The 15833-nt window shown below is 69.8% G+C and carries 14 protein-coding genes; 5 read left to right on the top strand and 9 right to left on the bottom strand.

Annotated features, from left to right (window positions below; genetic code table 11):
* Positions 1 to 29: 29 nt before the first annotated feature.
* The 4 genes from C3481_RS12370 to C3481_RS12355 form a co-directional block, all read right to left on the bottom strand.
* On the bottom strand, positions 30 to 2285 hold the full coding sequence (locus tag C3481_RS12370; RefSeq protein WP_103842584.1) for an FAD-dependent oxidoreductase: 2256 nt from the start codon (positions 2283 to 2285) through the stop codon (positions 30 to 32).
* Between the two features lie 90 nt (positions 2286 to 2375).
* Positions 2376 to 3662 (bottom strand): extracellular solute-binding protein, encoded by a 1287-nt coding sequence (locus C3481_RS12365; RefSeq protein ID WP_103842582.1) that lies wholly within the window; start codon positions 3660 to 3662, stop codon positions 2376 to 2378.
* Between the two features lie 28 nt (positions 3663 to 3690).
* Positions 3691 to 4593 (bottom strand): carbohydrate ABC transporter permease, encoded by a 903-nt coding sequence (locus C3481_RS12360; RefSeq protein WP_071918908.1) that lies wholly within the window; start codon positions 4591 to 4593, stop codon positions 3691 to 3693.
* Complete coding sequence (locus C3481_RS12355; RefSeq protein ID WP_023953611.1) at positions 4590 to 5525, bottom strand: carbohydrate ABC transporter permease; 936 nt, start codon at positions 5523 to 5525, stop codon at positions 4590 to 4592. Before C3481_RS12355 ends, C3481_RS12360 begins: the two co-directional genes overlap by 4 nt.
* A gap of 161 nt (positions 5526 to 5686) precedes the next feature.
* On the opposite strand from C3481_RS12355, the gene C3481_RS12350 reads away from it, so the two are divergent.
* The gene (locus C3481_RS12350; protein ID WP_023953610.1) at positions 5687 to 6457 is read left to right on the top strand and encodes an IclR family transcriptional regulator; all 771 of its coding nucleotides are present in this window, start codon (positions 5687 to 5689) and stop codon (positions 6455 to 6457) included.
* Here the strand turns inward: C3481_RS12350 and C3481_RS12345 are convergent.
* Complete coding sequence (locus tag C3481_RS12345; RefSeq protein ID WP_103842580.1) at positions 6442 to 7788, bottom strand: APC family permease; 1347 nt, start codon at positions 7786 to 7788, stop codon at positions 6442 to 6444. The genes C3481_RS12350 and C3481_RS12345 overlap by 16 nt on opposite strands.
* A 111-nt stretch (positions 7789 to 7899) precedes the next feature.
* On the opposite strand from C3481_RS12345, the gene C3481_RS12340 reads away from it, so the two are divergent.
* Complete coding sequence (locus tag C3481_RS12340; protein ID WP_237049136.1) at positions 7900 to 8646, top strand: EI24 domain-containing protein; 747 nt, start codon at positions 7900 to 7902, stop codon at positions 8644 to 8646.
* 17 nt (positions 8647 to 8663) lie between these two features.
* Here C3481_RS12340 and C3481_RS12335 read toward each other — a convergent pair whose 3' ends face one another.
* The 3 genes from C3481_RS12335 to C3481_RS12325 are packed head-to-tail and all read right to left on the bottom strand — an operon-like array spanning position 8664 to position 11308.
* Positions 8664 to 9608, bottom strand: a complete 945-nt coding sequence (locus C3481_RS12335) for a cation diffusion facilitator family transporter (protein ID WP_103842578.1) — start codon at positions 9606 to 9608, stop codon at positions 8664 to 8666.
* Positions 9608 to 10000: a helix-turn-helix transcriptional regulator gene (locus C3481_RS12330; protein WP_064955871.1), complete on the bottom strand. Its 393-nt coding sequence runs from the start codon at positions 9998 to 10000 to the stop codon at positions 9608 to 9610. Before C3481_RS12330 ends, C3481_RS12335 begins: the two co-directional genes overlap by 1 nt.
* Positions 10001 to 10060: 60 nt before the next feature.
* Positions 10061 to 11308, bottom strand: coding sequence for a dicarboxylate/amino acid:cation symporter (locus C3481_RS12325; RefSeq protein WP_064955839.1), 1248 nt, complete (start codon positions 11306 to 11308; stop codon positions 10061 to 10063).
* A gap of 183 nt (positions 11309 to 11491) precedes the next feature.
* Between C3481_RS12325 and C3481_RS12320 the strand changes: the two genes are divergently transcribed.
* From C3481_RS12320 to C3481_RS12315, 3 genes are all read left to right on the top strand, one after another.
* On the top strand, positions 11492 to 12226 hold the full coding sequence (locus C3481_RS12320) for a FadR/GntR family transcriptional regulator (RefSeq protein WP_088379821.1): 735 nt from the start codon (positions 11492 to 11494) through the stop codon (positions 12224 to 12226).
* 130 nt (positions 12227 to 12356) lie between these two features.
* The gene (locus tag C3481_RS16640) at positions 12357 to 13049 is read left to right on the top strand and encodes a YoaK family protein (protein ID WP_258039116.1); all 693 of its coding nucleotides are present in this window, start codon (positions 12357 to 12359) and stop codon (positions 13047 to 13049) included.
* The gene (locus C3481_RS12315) at positions 13046 to 14221 is read left to right on the top strand and encodes an acetamidase/formamidase family protein (protein WP_219817667.1); all 1176 of its coding nucleotides are present in this window, start codon (positions 13046 to 13048) and stop codon (positions 14219 to 14221) included. The genes C3481_RS16640 and C3481_RS12315 overlap by 4 nt, the downstream gene beginning before the upstream one ends.
* Here C3481_RS12315 and C3481_RS12310 read toward each other — a convergent pair.
* Positions 14122 to 15828: a glycoside hydrolase family 13 protein gene (locus C3481_RS12310; RefSeq protein ID WP_103842575.1), complete on the bottom strand. Its 1707-nt coding sequence runs from the start codon at positions 15826 to 15828 to the stop codon at positions 14122 to 14124. The two genes, C3481_RS12315 and C3481_RS12310, sit on opposite strands and share 100 nt — an antisense overlap.
* Positions 15829 to 15833: the final 5 nt, after the last annotated feature.

Here is a 15833-nt window from a genome sequence, read left to right as displayed (position 1 = left end):
GTCTTACCTTTCGTCGGGGTTTTCGGTGTTCACATCACGCGCAGCGAGACGATCCGCGCCTGCGCGGCACCGTTCGTGGCCGTCACCCGCACTCGCAGGCCCGTCACCCCGTCGACCTCGACCTCGTGCACGCGCTGGCGTCGGCGATTCGCCGTCACGCTGACCCGTTCGACCCAGACGCCGTCGGCGCCGCAGGTCTCCACGACGTAGTCGCGGACGAGCTCGGGGAACACGCGATCGGGTGTGCGGTGATGGTGCAGAGTGTTCAACTCGACGTCGGTGTCGTCGTCGAAGACCAGGCGCACGGTGCTGATCGACTGCGCGTCATCCCACGCGAGGGCGAGGTGCGGTGCTGCGTCGTCGGGACGCGACATCCACAGGTTCGGACCGCCGAAGAACCGCTGGTAGCCGCCGACCGCCTGCGGGGCCGCGAACGCCGCGGTGTCGGGGTGCAGGCGCACGCGCGGGGTCCGTCCCCGCATCGGGATCGCCGGCCACGCGATGACGCTCTCCGACTCGTCGACGGCGACGTTCTGATCGCCGTCGGCCTGAGGCCGGTGCGGCAGGGTCAGCACTCCCGGCACCTGAGCCTCGGCCAGCACGACGCTCACGTCGGGGTCGGCACCCAGCACCACGACGACGTTCTCGGGCTCGTCCGGTGTCCATGCCAGGGGCAACCGCACCCACTGCGGATCGGCGGCTGCCGCCACATCGACCGAGACCCGCGACCGTTCGTCGATGGGAACCGCGTTCTGCCGACGCCCGGTGGTCCACAGGGCGGCGGTGAGGGTCGTGTCGCGGGCCACCGTCAGCAGGACATCCAGGCCGTCGAGCCGCGGGTCCACGGGAACGAGCACGCCCAGGTCGGAATCGAGAGGGTGCTCAGCGACAGCGGCATCGGGAACCAGCTCGACGGGATCGACCGTGGTTGCTGCCGACGACGCCGACACGCGGGCGTGCCGCGCCAGGTCGGCCGGATCGGTGTTGCGCACGCCGAACACCGAGGCGTCCTGGCGCAGGAGCACCTGGCGCAGCTCGTCGGCGTGATCGGCCGCCAGCGCCCGCGGACGCACCCCGAGGTCGAGCGCGAGGGCGGCGCCGGTTCCCGCCGCCTCGCCGCCCGCGCCGCACGTGGCCATGACGCGGGTCGAGCCGAATGCCACGTGGCTCGCCGAGATGTCGCGGCCCGCCACGAGCAGGTTCGCGACGTTGCGCGAGTAGTAACTGCGGAACGGGATGCCGTAGATGCCGTTCGAGTACCGCTGGTGCGCCCCGGCCTCGGTGGCGTACATGCCCTCGACCGGATGCAGGTCGATCGACCAGCCGCCGAACGCGACGTCGTCGTGGTGGTCGACCTGATCGAGGATGTCGTTCTGCGTCAACACGTGGTCGCCGAGGAATCGGCGGTACTCGCGCTTGCCCGGGATCGTGCCGACCCATTCGAGGTCGAGGGTCTCGGCGTCGAAGCGACCCGAGTTCTTGATGTAGTCCCAGATGCCGAAGATCACCGAGCGCAGCTCGTCGCGGATCGCCTCGTTGTCGTGAACGGTGTCGAGGTGGCCGCCCCACTCGATCCACCAGTAGTGCGCGCCCGAGTCGCCGGACCGCAGGATCCGCGACGTCGGGATCGGGGTTGTCGTGATGTCCTTCGCCGAGTCCGGCGCGACGAAGTCGACCGGTCTGCCCACATCCTTGGTGTAGAAGAGGATCGTCGAACCGAGGAGCTCGTCATCGGCCGTCTCGGGCGCCCACGCCTCGCCGAACTCGCCGCGGGCCTCGCGGCCGATCCGGAGGTCGGCGCCGGCCAGGTACCCGATGAGCCCGTCGCCGGTGCAGTCGAGGACGTACGGGCTGCGGAACGTCGTGGCGATCTCCGACCCCATCGTCCACCCGTGCACCGCCGTCACGACCCGCTCGCCGTCGACGTCGTCGGTGTCGATCTCGCGCACATCCGTGTTGAGGAACAACCGGATGTCGGGCTCGGCCCGCACCGCGTCGAGCACCACCTCGTCCCAGATGATCGGGTTCCCCTCCGGGTTGCGGTACTGGTTCTCGACATAGAGCTCGCCGATCACGCCGCTCTCGCGGGCGAAACGCTGGATGCCGTGCGACGTCGCGCCGACGACCCAGACCCGCACCTCCGACGACGAGTTGCCGCCCAGCACCGGCCGGTTGCCGATGAGCGCCACCCGCTTCCCCAGTCGCGCGGCGCTGATCGCCGCGCAGACGCCGGCGAGGCCGCCGCCGACGACAGTGATGTCGGATTCGATGTTCTGAGTGCGCATGGTTCCTTCAGGGCAGGGGGGACACCGGCGGGAGCGAGACGGCTCCCGCCGGTCGGATGGCGGTCTGGTCGAGCGGTGAGGCGAGCGGGCTCAGAGCAGGCGGGAGATCGCCTCCCCCGCGCTCTTCATCGCCGCGGCGGGCTGGGCCTGGCCGATGAGCACCGCCTGGACCTGTTCGGCGATCGCGGTCTCCATCTGCCCGTACGCGGGGTACTTCCACAGCGGGCTGGGCTTCGCTGTCGCGGTGATCGACGACGTGAACGCCTCGACGAAGGTGTTCGAGGTGACCGCGTTCGACGAGAGGGCGGCATCCGTCGTCGGCGGTAGGCCGAGCGCGGTGAAGTACGTCTCGCTCTGCGCGGTGTCGCTCGTGAGCCACGATGCGAAGTCGGCCGCCGTCTGCGCCCCCTCGCCGTCGACGACGACGACGAGGTGTCCCCAGAGGACGTGCTGCGGGGTCTGACCCGCCTTCAGCACCGGCCGGGCGATGGGGGTCATCTTGTCGCCGAGCGAAGCGTCGGGCGACTGCGACAGCACCGCCGACTTGCCCACGGGCGCGTCGTCGTAGAGCGCGGTCGACCCCTGTGCGAAGAGGGTGCGGGCGGCGGCACGATCGACGTCGGGCGCGATGAGCCCCTCGTCGTAGAGCTTCTTGTACCACTCGACGGCCTTGATCGACGCTTCGTCGCCGATCGCCGAGGCGTCGCCGTCGACGATCGGCGAGCCGAAGGTCTGCATCCACACGACGATGTCCTTGAGCTGCGCAGCCTTCGTGCTGGCCGCGTACGGGATCACCCCGATGCCCTTGAGCGCACGCAGGCCCTCTTCGAACTCCTCGATCGTGGCGGGGGTGAGCGACGCCCCGGCACGGTCGAACAGCTCGGCGTTGCCGATGAGACCCACGGCGCCGATCGTCCAGGGCAGTCCGAGCTGCTTGCCGTCCGACTTCCCCGCGCCCAGCGCGGCATCGGTGTATCCCTTGCCCTGCGCGAACGCCGAGAGATCGGTGAGCTTCCCCAGCGCGGCGAGCGCCGACAGCCAGGCGACGTCGAGCTGGGCGGCGCCGGCGAACTGACCGCCCCGCACCTGCAGCGTCAGCTGGTTGAGGTAGTCGTTGTACGGGTAGGCCACCGTGTCGATCTCGATGCCCTGCGCCTGCCGGAAGCCCGACAGGGCCGACTCGATCGCCGGCTTCGCCGCTTCTTCCGAGAGGCTCCACGACGAGAACGTGAAGTCGGTGGCGGTGCCGCCTCCCGGCGTCGCGGCCGGCGCACCGGAGCCTCCCGGGGCGCAGCCGGCGAGCCCGAGCACGGCCGCGCCGCCGATGCCGAACACCGAGTAACGCAGCAGCGTGCGCCGCGAGATGTCCTGGACCATGAATTCTCCTTCGAATCGGGTGGGTGGGTCAGCCCTTGACCGCGCCGGCGGTGATGCCGCCGACGAGGAAGCGCTGGAGCAGGATGAATGCGACGCATACCGGCACCGACACCACGAGGGATGCCGCCATGAGCGCGGGCCACGAGGTGCTGGCCTCGGAGATGAAGGTGTTCACGAGGCCGGGCGGCAGCGTCTGCCGATCGGGCCCGGCGAGAGTGAGCGCGAAGATGAAGTCGTTCCACCCGCGGACGAAGGCGAACAGCCCCGCCGCGACCAGACCGGGCGCGGCCAGCGGGAACACGACCGAGTGGAAGATGCGCCACGGACCGGCGCCGTCGATGCGCGCCGCCTCGATGAGGTCGTCGGGGAGCGCGTCGAAGAAGCCTTTCAGCATCCAGACGCACAGCGGCAGCGTGAACGTCGTGAACGACAGGATCAGCGCGAGGTAGGTGTTCAGGAGACCGAACTGGGCGAAGACGAGGTAGAGCGTGACGAGCAGCAGCGCCTGCGGGAACATCTGGCTCGAGAGCACGAAGTACATCAGCGACTTGCGTCCGGCGAAGCGGTACTTCGAGAAGGCGTACCCCATGTACATCGACACCACGACCGACAGCACGGCGGTCACGACCGACACGATGACGCTGTTGCGGAGGTAGCCGAAGATCTGCTCGTTGCCGAAGACCGTCGCATAGTGCTCGAACGTCACCTGGGTGGGGAAGATGGCCGGCGGGAAGGCGAACACGCGGTCGCTCGGCGTGAGCGACGTCACGAGGAGCCAGTACACCGGGGCGAACCCGAACACGACGATGACGGCGAGCGCGGTCCACATTCCCCAGCGGATGCGGGTGCGTCGACGTCGTGTCGGACGCGGGGACTCGGGGGTCGTCGCGGCCGCTGCCACGGGCGCGGGAACGGGGGTGATGGTGCTCATCGGGAGCCTTCCTTCTCGCCGCGCTCGGAGAGCCAGACGTACACCACGACGAGTACGGTCAGCAGCGCCATCCAGACGATGCCGAGCGCGCCGGCGTGGCCCAGGTCGTACCCGCGGAAGGCGGTGTCGTACACCTCTGTCGCGAAGGTGCTGGTGGTGCCGGCGGGGCCGCCGCCGGTCAGCACGAAGATCGTGTCGAAGTGCTGGAAGTTCCAGATGAACTCGAGCAGGACCACGAGGGCCGCGACGCCGCGGATGTGCGGCCACGTGACGGCGAAGAAGCGGCGGACGACGCCGGCTCCGTCCATCGAGGCCGCCTCATGCAGTTCGCCGGGGACCGTCTGCAGCGCGGCCAGGAGCATGACCATCACCCAGGGGAACGTGTTCCACGTCTTCGCGATGATGAGGGCGCCGCGAGCGGTGTCGGTCTGGAAGAGCCAGGCGACCGGGCTGTCGATGGCGCCGAGGCTCATGAGGATGCCGTTGAGCACGCCGTAGTTGGCATCGAAGATCCACATCCAGAGGAAGGAGACCACGACGCCGGGAATCAGCCACGGGATGAGGAAGGCGCCCCGCAGGATGCGCTGGCCCGGGAAGCGCTGGTTCAGCACGAGCGCGAGCGCGAGCCCGATCAGGAAGGGCGCGATGGTCGCGCCCACGGTGAAGATGAGGGTCTGCCAGACGAGACGACCGAAGTCGTCCGCGAGGACGGCGGACAGGTTCTCGAGCCCCACGAACTCCATGCCCGGATAGAGCAGGTTCTCGTCGAAGAACGCCGAGACGAGCGACCGCAGCAGCGGGTAGAGCACGATCGCGCAGAGCAGCACGAACCCGGGCAGCAGCAGGAAGACCAGGAAGGTGCGCTCGCTCAGCCGCGAGCCGAGTCGGCCCCGCCCGGGGCTCTCGTGAGCGGTCACGCTCGAAGAGGTCATCGTCGTCCTTCGTTTCGTCGTCCGGGCCGTCGTCTGCGACTCCCGGGGCGGCGACCATCCGCGTCGCCGAACTCAGAGTGCACGACGTGCGCACAGTGCGCAACTGCCATGCACTATGTGCATAATAGGGTGACGAACATCGGCGGCGAAAGCGAGGAAGCATGGCTGCGGAGAAGGGCGCCAATCAGAGCGTCGAGAAGGCGATCACGGTTCTCGAGACCTTCTCGGGGGGCGAGCCCATGCGCGTGAGCGATGTCGCGCGCGAAGCGGGGATCGGCCAGTCGACCGCATCCCGTCTGCTCGCGACCCTCGAGGCCGGCGGGCTGGTCGAGCGCGACCCGCAGACGTCGCTCTACTTCCTCGGCGCCGAGCTCATGACCCTCGCGGGCATCGCGATCAATCAGAACCGGGTGCACCGAGTCGGTCGTCAGATCGCGCAGAGCCTCGCCGGTGAGATCGGCCTCGGTGTCAACATCGCCCTCCTCCGCGGTGCGGAGCTGGTCTACCTCTGCAACTTCGAGGGGCCGCTCTCACCGAAGTCGCACACGCTGATGGGTCAGCGCGTCCCGTTGCATGCGACCAGCATCGGCAAGGCCACGCTCATCGGCACGAATCGCGAGAAGCGCCAGCGGTTGCTGCCGGAGCTGCCCGGATTCACCGAGGCGACCATCACGACGCACGATGACCTCGACCGCGAGGTCGCGCTGACCGCGCGACGCGGGTACGCGATCGAGGTCGAGGAGTTCGTGCTCGGACGGGCCTCGACCGCCGCGCCGATCCTCGACCGCAGCGGAAAGATCATCGCGGCCGTATCCATCTCCGGGCCGCTCACGGCGATCGATCTCGAGACGCGCGGCGCGGAGCTGGGCCGGACGGTCGTCGAGACCGCCGACCGCATCAGCTCAGGCCTGGGCTATCAGGGCCCGGCCTGAGCCTTGCGGTCCGAGCGGCGGCGCCCCGCCCGCGCGATGAAGAACAGGACCGTCCCGACAACGATGTAGCCGGCGGTACCGAGCCACACCGGGCCGGTCTGCTGGGTGAGCAGCACGATGCTGGCGATGATCGCCAGCACGGGCACGACCCGGGGCACCGAGAAGTGCTTGTGCTCGACCTTGTCCTTCTTCAGCACCAGAACGCTGACGTTGGCCGAGAGGAAGACGAGCAGAAGCAGCAGCACCGTCGTCTCGGCGAGCGTTCCGATGTCGCCGATCACGGTGAGGAGCATCGTGGCGCCGGCGACGACGAGGATCGAGACCCACGGCGTGCGGCGCTTCGACAACACGCGGCCGAAGGCGTGCGGCAGCAGACCCGACTCGGCGAGGCCGTAACCCACGCGACTGGCCATGACCATGAAGAGGAGGGCGCCGTTGGCGATCGCCACGAGGGCGATGAGGCTGAACAGCCACGGCGGGATGGCGACGCCGCTGGCGGTAACGACATCCAGCAGCGGACCGGTCGATTCGGCCAGCTCGGCCGGCGGCACCACGATCACGGCACCGATCGCGATGAGCAGGTAGACGACAGCCGCGGTGATGATGGCGCCGAAGAGCGCCCGCGGGTACGACTTCGAGGGGTTCTTCACCTCTTCGGCCATGTTGGCCGCCGCTTCGAAGCCGAGGAACGAGAAGAAGGCGACGATGGATGCCGCGAACGCCCCCTGCAGCGGGGGCACATCCGGGGCGAACTCGAAGATGCGCGCCGGCTCGCCACCGCCGCCGGCGAACACCATCGCCGCGACGAAGATGACGATCACCAGACCCGAGACCTCGATGATCGATGCCACGAAGTTCGTTGCGAGCGACTCGCGCACACCCCGCAGGTTGATGACGGTGAGCACGGCGATGAAGGCGATCGCCACCGGGATCGGCGGGATGTCGAACAGCGCGGCGAAGTAGTCCCCCGCGAACGCGTTGGCCAGCGCCGCCGCCGTCGTGATGCCCGACGCCATCATGAGGAACCCCACGAGGAACGACAGGAACGGGATGCCGAACGCCTTGTCGACGTAGCGGGCGGCACCGCCCGCGTGCGGGTACTTCGTGATGAGCTCCGCATAGGTGCCGGCGGTGAGCAGCGCGACGACGAGCGCGATCAGCAGCGGCAGCCAGATCACGCCGCCGACGTCGTTCGCCATCGTTCCGACGAGGGTGTAGATGCCGGCGCCGAGGGTGTCGCCGACGATGAATGCGAACAGGAGGGGGGTTCCGATGGCCCGTTTCAGCCCGGGCCGATCGTCGGCGATCGGCGCACTGGTGTCGTTGGTCATCGCAACACTTCAGCGCCACATCCCGAATTCGGACAACCCCTGGCGCCGGCGCGCGATCTGTGGTTGTGAACCTGCCGCTGGCCGGTGCCCGATGCAGGCAGGATGAGAGACATGTCCGATGCCCCCGCCCGCTCGTTCCTCCGCGGCGCCGCCGACCTCGCGCGCGGCTTCGGCTTCTGGTCGCGCCGGCCGGGGGTCATGGCGCTCGGACTCATCCCCGCCGCGATCGTCGGGCTCGTCCTCCTCGGCGGACTCATCGCCCTCGGTGCCTTCCTGCCTCAGATCGTCGACGCCCTCACGCCCTTCGCGGACGCGTGGCCCGAGGTGTGGACGACGATCGTGCGCATCGCCGCGGGCACCGCCCTGCTCGGCGGGGCGATCGTGCTCGTCGCGGTGTCGTTCACCGCGCTCACCCTCATGGTGGGCGAGCCGTTCTACGACCGCATCTGGCGTGCGGCCGAAGCCGACCTCGGCGGCGCCGTTCCCGACAGCGAGGGAGGGTTCTGGCGATCGGTCGGCGATGCGATCGGGCTGATCGCCCGCGGTCTGCTGGCCGCCGTTCTGGCCGCCCTCGTCGGCCTCATCCCGGTCGTGGGCGGCGTGCTGGGGTCGGTCACCGCGGTGTCGCTCACGGGTTGGCTCCTCGCCGACGAGCTCACCTCGCGCGCCCTGTCGGCGCGCGGCATCCTGGCGGCCGACCGTCGCCGCCTGCGGCGCTCCCACCGCGCCCGGTTCCTGGGCTTCGGGATCGCGACGCAGCTGTGCTTCCTCATCCCGCTCGGGGCTGTGGTCACGATGCCTGCCGCCGTGGCCGGCTCGACCCGGTTGGCCCGCGCGGTGCTCGACGCGCGCGACTGAGGTTCAGGCGGCCGGTCTCACGCGTGCCGCATCGAGTCGGGTTCCTCATCGCGGATGTGCTCGTTCTCGATCTGGAAGGTGGAGTGCAGCACCGACACCTCGAAGTGCTCCGCGACGCACGAGCGCACCTCCTGGAGCACCTCGGCCGCGTGGCCGTCGCTGAAGCATCGGTCCTCGACGACGACGTGAGCCGTGATCGTGGGCAGCCCCGTTGCGACCGTCGACGCGTGCAGATCGTGCACGTCGGTCACATGGTCCAGACGCAGGATGTGCGCGCGCACATCGTCGAGGTCGAGCCCGCGGGGCGTGAACTCCATCAGCACCGAGGCCGTCTCGCGCATCAGCTTCACCGCGCGGGGCACGATGAGGGCGGCGATGAACAGGCCGGCGACGGCATCCGCCTGGGCGAATCCGGTCGTCGCGATCACGATCGCGGCGACGATGACGCCGACCGAGCCGAGGGCGTCGTTGAGCACTTCGAGGAACGCCGCGCGCATGTTGAAGTTCGCGCCGCGACTCGACGAGAGGACGGCGATCGCCACGATATTGGCGACGAGCCCGACGACGCCGAAGACGAGCAGCTCGATGGCGGGCACCTCCGGCGGCTCGAACAGGCGCCGGATGCCTTCGATCGCGGCGTACACGCCGACGACGAGCAGCAGCGCCGCCTGCGCGAACGCGGCGATCACCTCGATCCTGCGGAAACCCCACGTCCGGCGGGCATTCGCGGGACGCATCATGAGGTTCGCCGCGACGAGGGCGACGAGCAGACCGGAGGCATCGGTGAGGGCGTGCGCCGTGTCGGTGAGCAGCGCGAGGCTGCCCGTCACGATCGAGCCCACCGCCTGGGTCACCACGATCGCGGCGGTGATGCTGAACGCGATCCACAGCTTCACCCGGAAGTCGGCCGGCTGCCCCGCCGGGATCGCACCCGCCGGCGCGTGGCTGTGCCCCGCACCCATCAGCCGGCCACCGCGACGTCGGTCACCGGCCGCGGCCGGCGGAGGTGGGCGCACAGCGTGGCGCGGGTGCCGGTCGCGCGCAGCAGAGCCTCGGCGGCGTCGACGAGCCCCGCCGTCGCGTCGGGCTCGGCCAGGGCGTACCAGGATGAGCGCCCCTCGGGACGGAGGGTCACGAGCCCGCACTCGAGCAGGAAGGCGACGTGCTTGCTGACGGTCGACTGAGCGAGGCCGACGTGCTCGACGAGGTCGCGAACGCGGTGCTCGCCGTACGACAGGTGCTGCAGCACCGCGAGGCGGGTCGGATCGGCGAGCGCCTGGAACAGGTGCGCGTAGATCTCGGTGGCCCGCTCGTCGAGCTGCGTCGCCACCCGCGGGGAGGCCTCGGGATTCATCGTCACACGGCGATGATATCGCTGGCCAGGCGCTTCCGCCAGGGCTCGGGCGGCCCGGGCTCAGACGGCCAGGGCCCGCACCCTCCCCTCGTAGACGTCGCGATCGAGCTCCTTCCGGTCGTCTGCGACCAGCATGGCGACGAACGTGTCGCCGTTGACGTTGAGGAAGGTGCGCAGCACGCCCGCGAACCAGTCGACCGCGATGAGGAGTCCGACTCCCTCGAACGGCAGCCCGAGCGAGGTGGCGAGGAAGGTAGCGACGACGGGGAACCCGCCCGGTACCGTGATCGTGCCCATGTTGAGGAGAATCGCCAGCCCCATCCCGAGCAGGAGGGTGCCCGCGTCGAGGTGGACGCCGCCGGACTGGGCGAGGAACATCACGACGATCACGTAGTTGAGCACGGCGCCGTACGACCCCATCGTCAGCCCCACCGAGAGGGTGAAGTTGGCCACGGTGCGGTCGACGCCGATCTTCTCGATCGCCGTCTTGAGCACGGTCGGGTACGTCACCGCCGAGCTCGTCGTGGTCACGGCGATCAGCGTCTGCTGAGCGAGTTTGGCCGGCAGCAAGGCGATGTTGACGCGCGTCCGCGCCCACACCACGGCGACGAAGAGGATGAGCAGGACGAGCACGCCGAGGAGGGTCGAGCCCAGATAGCCGAGCCCGCCGATCACGACCCCGAATCCGACCGTACCGGCGAGGTCGGCGAGGAGGCAGAAGACGCCGATCGGCGCGATCAGCATCACGAAACGGATCATCGTCAGGACCACCTGCTGGATCTGATCGAAGAAGTCGAGCACGAGCCGGTTGCCGCTGGCCGTCACGTAGACGTTCAGCGCGGCGCCGAACAGCAGCGAGAAGACGATGATCGGGACCATCGCGGCGCCGGACATGGCGTCGAAGATGTTCGTCGAGACGAAACCGACGATCGTGTCCTGCCAGCCCAGCGCCTCGCCGGCGGCATCCTCGAGGGACGGATCGACCGCTCCGGAGAAATCGACTCCCGACCCCGGCTGCAGGACCGAGCCGATGATCCAGGCCACCACGGCGGCCACCGCCGCGAAGACGAGCATCCACGCGAAGGTCCGCGTCGCGAGGCGGCCCATGCCCGATCCGCGGAGAGAGCCGATCGCGAAGATGATCGACGACATCACCAGCGGCACGATCGACATCTGGATGAGGCGGATGAAGATGTCACCGACGAACGCGATCGCCGCCGCCGCGTCGCCCAGCACGAGCCCGAACGCGATACCCAGCAGTGCCGCGAGTCCGATCTGCAACGCAGGGCTCTTCAATGCTTTCTTCACGGTCGTCCGTCCCTCTCGAAGCCTTGCCGCCGGACGGCGGTGACATCGACGCTAGGTCGGCGCCGATCGTCGACGCGGAGAATTGGTAGGACCGTAACGACCCGTTTACATGATCGGAACGTCGGATGACGAGGCGGCGAGCGTGACAGACTGAGCCGGCCCGCCAGATGAGGAGGATCCGCTGTGACCGACCCCGCCGGAGCGAGCCTCGGCCCCCTCCCCCGCACGCACGCGCTGATCGCCGACGACATCTCGCGACACCTCGAGCGCCTCATCGTGACCGGCGAGCTCAGCCCGGGTGCGCCGCTGCCGCCCGAGCGTGTGCTCGCGCAGACCCTCGGCGTCTCGCGCAACGCTCTCCGCGAGGCCCTGACCCGCCTCGCCGGACTCGGGCTGATCGAGCGTCGGCAGGGCAGCGCGAACCGCATCGCCCGGAGGGTTCCGCTCTCGGCGACGCTGGCCGCACGCATGAACGAGGTCTCGGCCGAGTTCCGCAACGCGGCCGAGTTCCGGGCCGTCATCGAGCCCCAGCTCGTCCGCCTCGCCGCTGCCCGCGTCGACCGGAGCCAGCTCGAGGCTCTCCGCGAGCTGCTCGAGTCCGGCGGCGAGAACGACGCCGAAGGATCGGCGGCCCTCGACATCGCGTTCCACACCGCCGTCGCACAGGCCACCGGCAACCCGCTGCTGGCGGCCCTCGGCGAGCTCACGGCGTCATGGACGGTCGCAGCCCGCCTGTACTCCCACCTCGATGCCGACGGGCGACGCCTGTCGCACGACGGCCACGCGCGCATCCTCGCGGCCCTCGCCGCGGGTGATCCCGACGCCGCCGAGTACGCCATGCGCATCCACCTGGCCGAGATCCGGCAGCTGATCGAATCGGCCGGATCGTCCGGAGCGGATGCCGCCGACGGCGCGTGAGCTCTGCCCTCCGGTAGGACCAATCTGCTCGGCATCCGCTACTGTCATCTCGAACCGGCCCGCCCCGGGCCGCTACGGAAGGCCGAACGTGCGACGCAATCCCTCGACCTCACGCCTCGCGCGTCGCGACGTGGCGCCGGCACAACGCCGGACCGCCCTCATCGCGCTCATGCTTCTGACCTTCGTGACGGGCGTGGTCGACGCGGTCGGCTATCTCGCCCTCGACCGCGTCTTCGTGGGCAACATGACCGGAAACATCGTCATCCTCGGCATGGCGGTCGCCGGCGGCGACGACCTCCCGGTTCTCGGCCCGGCGATCGCTCTGGCGGCGTTCACCGCCGCCGCCTTCGCGGCGGGGCTGTTCCTGCGGAGACGACGCAAGGAATGGGGTGGCGCGGTGACGGGCCTGCTGGCCGCGGGGGCGATCGTTCTCGCGGGTCTGGGCGTGACGTTCCTGATCCCCGGAGCCGTCGGCTCCGAGCCGGTCGTCCTCACGGCATCCACGCTCACCGCCGCCGCGATGGGCGCGCAGGCGGCCGTCGCCCGCAGCCTCGCCGTCACCGACATGACGACAGTGGTGGTCACCTCGACCCTCACGTCCCTCGCGAGCGAATCGTTCGTCGACGACGGCCTGCGCGGGATCTGGAACCGCCGCGTCGCCGCCATCCTCGTCCTCTTCCTGGGCGCACTGGTCGGAACCGTCCTGCTGCCCCTCACCCCGGGGATCCCGCTCCTCCTGGCTGCACTGCTCACGCTCGCCGTCGTCGTGCTCGGGCATCTCCGGCTGTTCACGCCGGCGCGACGAGAAGCGGTCGCCGCGTGAGCGTGCTGCAGCCCGGCGAGGGCGATCTCCCCGGCGACCACTACCTCCCCGCCGGTCCCGACACCGTGCTGTGGGGGCGGCTGCCGTGCGCCGCCGACGCGCCGGTGCTCACGATCGCCTCGGGCACGACCGTCACGATCGACACCGTCAGCCACGAGGGAATCCTCGAGGATCAGGGCAAGGATCCCCGCGCCTACTTCGGGCGTCACGGCGTCGCCCCGGAGGCTGTCCTCGACGACGCGGTCGCGATCGCCGCGTCGCTCTCGCGCGACCCTGCTCACGACGGACCACACGTCGTCACGGGACCGATCCACGTCGAGGGCGCCCAGCCCGGCGACCTGCTGAAAATCACCGTCGAGCGCCTCGTCCCGCGCGTGCCCTATGGCGTCATCTCCAACCGGCACGGCAAAGGTGCGCTGGTCGGCGTGCTCCCGCGCGGCCCGCATCCCGTCAGCGTCTTCACCCCGGTCGAAGAACGCCCGGGCGGCCTCGTCGGCACGATGCCGCTGACCGACGACGGCCGCCGGATCGTCGAATTCCCGCTCGCGCCGTTCCTCGGAACGATGGGCGTGGCCGTCGCCGGAGACGAGCGTCCCCATTCGGTGCCACCCGGCGACCACGGCGGCAACCTCGATGTGAAGCTGCTGACCGAGGGGGCCGCGCTCTACCTTCCGGTGCAGGTTCCCGGCGCCCTCGCCTACGTCGGCGACCCGCACTTCGCGCAGGGCGACGGCGAAGTCGCGCTCACCGCTCTGGAGGCCTCGCTGCGGGCGACGCTGCGATTCGAGGTCGTCGCGCGCACCGAGGCCCTCGCGGAGTTCGGTGAGCTCACCGGCCCACTCGCCCGCACCGACGAGTTCCTCGTGCCCATGGGGCTCGACTCCGACCTGGACGAGGCGATGCGCAAGTGCGTACGCGCGGCGCTCGACGTCATCACCGCCCGGTGGGGCATGGACGAGCACCTCGCTTACGCCTACTTGAGCGCGGCGACCGACTTCGATATCTCACAGGTCGTGGACATCGTCTGCGGCATCCACGCCCGCATCCGCGAGTCGGACTTCGGGCGGGTGCCTCAGCGCGCCGGGGTGAGCCAGGCAGTCGCCTCGCCCGGCAGCGCCCCCTCCACGACCGGGCGGGTCGACAGTGCGACCTCGTCCTCGGGCAGCGCGTAGGGCTCTTCGCCGAAGACGGTCACCACCTGCCAGCCATTCGGGCGGACGAAGTGCAGGACGTCGTCGCGATCGGTGTCGATCCATCGCAGATCCTCGCCGGTCTGGAAGAGACGCCTCAGCCGCAATGCCTCGCGGTAGAGGTTCAGCGTCGACGCGGGCGCGCCGTCGAGAGTCGCGACCGCATGCTCGGCGAACCACGCCGGCTGCGGGAGGTGCGAGCCCCCGTCGCCGAACCCGAACGCGGGCTCTTCCGCCGACCAGGGCAACGGGACACGACATCCGTCGCGTCCGATCTCCGCACCCCCGGTGCGGAAGAAGGTCGGGTCCTGGCGATCGGATGCCGCGATGTCGGCGACCTCGTGCAGCGCGAGTTCCTCACCCTGGTAGATGTAGGTCGATCCCGGCAGGCCGAGGATGAACATCGTGGCGGCCGTCGCGCGGCGCAACCCGCGATCGCGGTCCAGGCCCGCCTCGTCGCCGCCGTCGATGAGCCACTGCCCGCCGTGCCGCGAAGGCATGCTCGTCTCCGCCGTCGGCGTCTTCAGCCCGTACCTCGTCGCGTGCCGGACGACGTCGTGGTTCGAGAGCACCCAGGTGCTCGACGAACCCGACTGACGGGCGAGAGCGAGGTTGTCCGTGATGATCCGGCGGAAGGCCGCGGCGTCGAAGTCGGCTTCGAGCAGGTCGAAATTGAAGGCCTGGCCGAGGCTCTCCGGGCGCGCGTACAGGTGGATGCGGGTCGGGTCGACCCATGCCTCCGCGACCGCGGTGCGGGGCGGGTCGTAAGAGTCGAAGACCGCACGCCACTCGGCGTATACCTCGTGGACGTCATCCCGGTCGATCAGCGGATGATTGCCGTCGCGCGGGATGCGGTCGAGCTCGGCCCGCGAGGGAAGCGGTTCGGTGAGGTCCTTCGTGAGCATGTGCGCCACGTCGATGCGGAACCCGTCGACACCGCGATCCGACCAGAACCGGAGCGTCTCGACGAAGTCGGCTCGCACCTCGGGGTGGTCCCAGTTCAGATCGGGTTGTTCGCGGGCGAAGTTGTGCAGGTACCACTGCCCGTCCGCGACGCGTTCCCACGCCGATCCCCCGAACACCGACAGCCAGTCCGTCGGCGGCTCGGCGCCCTCCGGTCCCGTGCCCTCGCGGAAGATGTAGCGCTCACGGGCTGCGGACCCCCGGCCCGCGGCGAGCGCTTCCTGGAACCAGACGTGCTGGTCCGAGGTGTGATTGGGCACGATGTCGACGACCACATGGATGCCGCGCCGGTGCAGTGCCGCGAGCATCGCGTCGAAGTCGTCGAGGGTCCCGAGCCGCGGGTCGACGTTGCGATAGTCCGCCACGTCGTAGCCGCCGTCGGCGAGCTCGGAGGGATAGAACGGGCTGAGCCACACGGCATCCACTCCGAGCTCCGCCAGGTAGTCGACGCGCGCCGTGATGCCCGGGAGGTCGCCCAGCCCGTCGCCGTTGGCGTCGGAGAAGCTCCGGGGATAGATCTGATAGACCACCCCCTGCCGCCACCACGGGGCGGTCTCATCACCGAGGGTGGTGTCGGCGTCGGCAGCGAGGTCGAGCGAGGTTGTCACGGAGAAGCGTCCTTTCATGGGGT

Source organism: Microbacterium sp. Ru50 (assembly GCF_002920555.1).
Lineage (GTDB): Bacteria > Actinomycetota > Actinomycetes > Actinomycetales > Microbacteriaceae > Microbacterium > Microbacterium arborescens.
The sequence above is the reverse complement of the archived record's forward strand: the minus strand, read 5'-3'. Positions and strand labels throughout refer to the sequence as shown.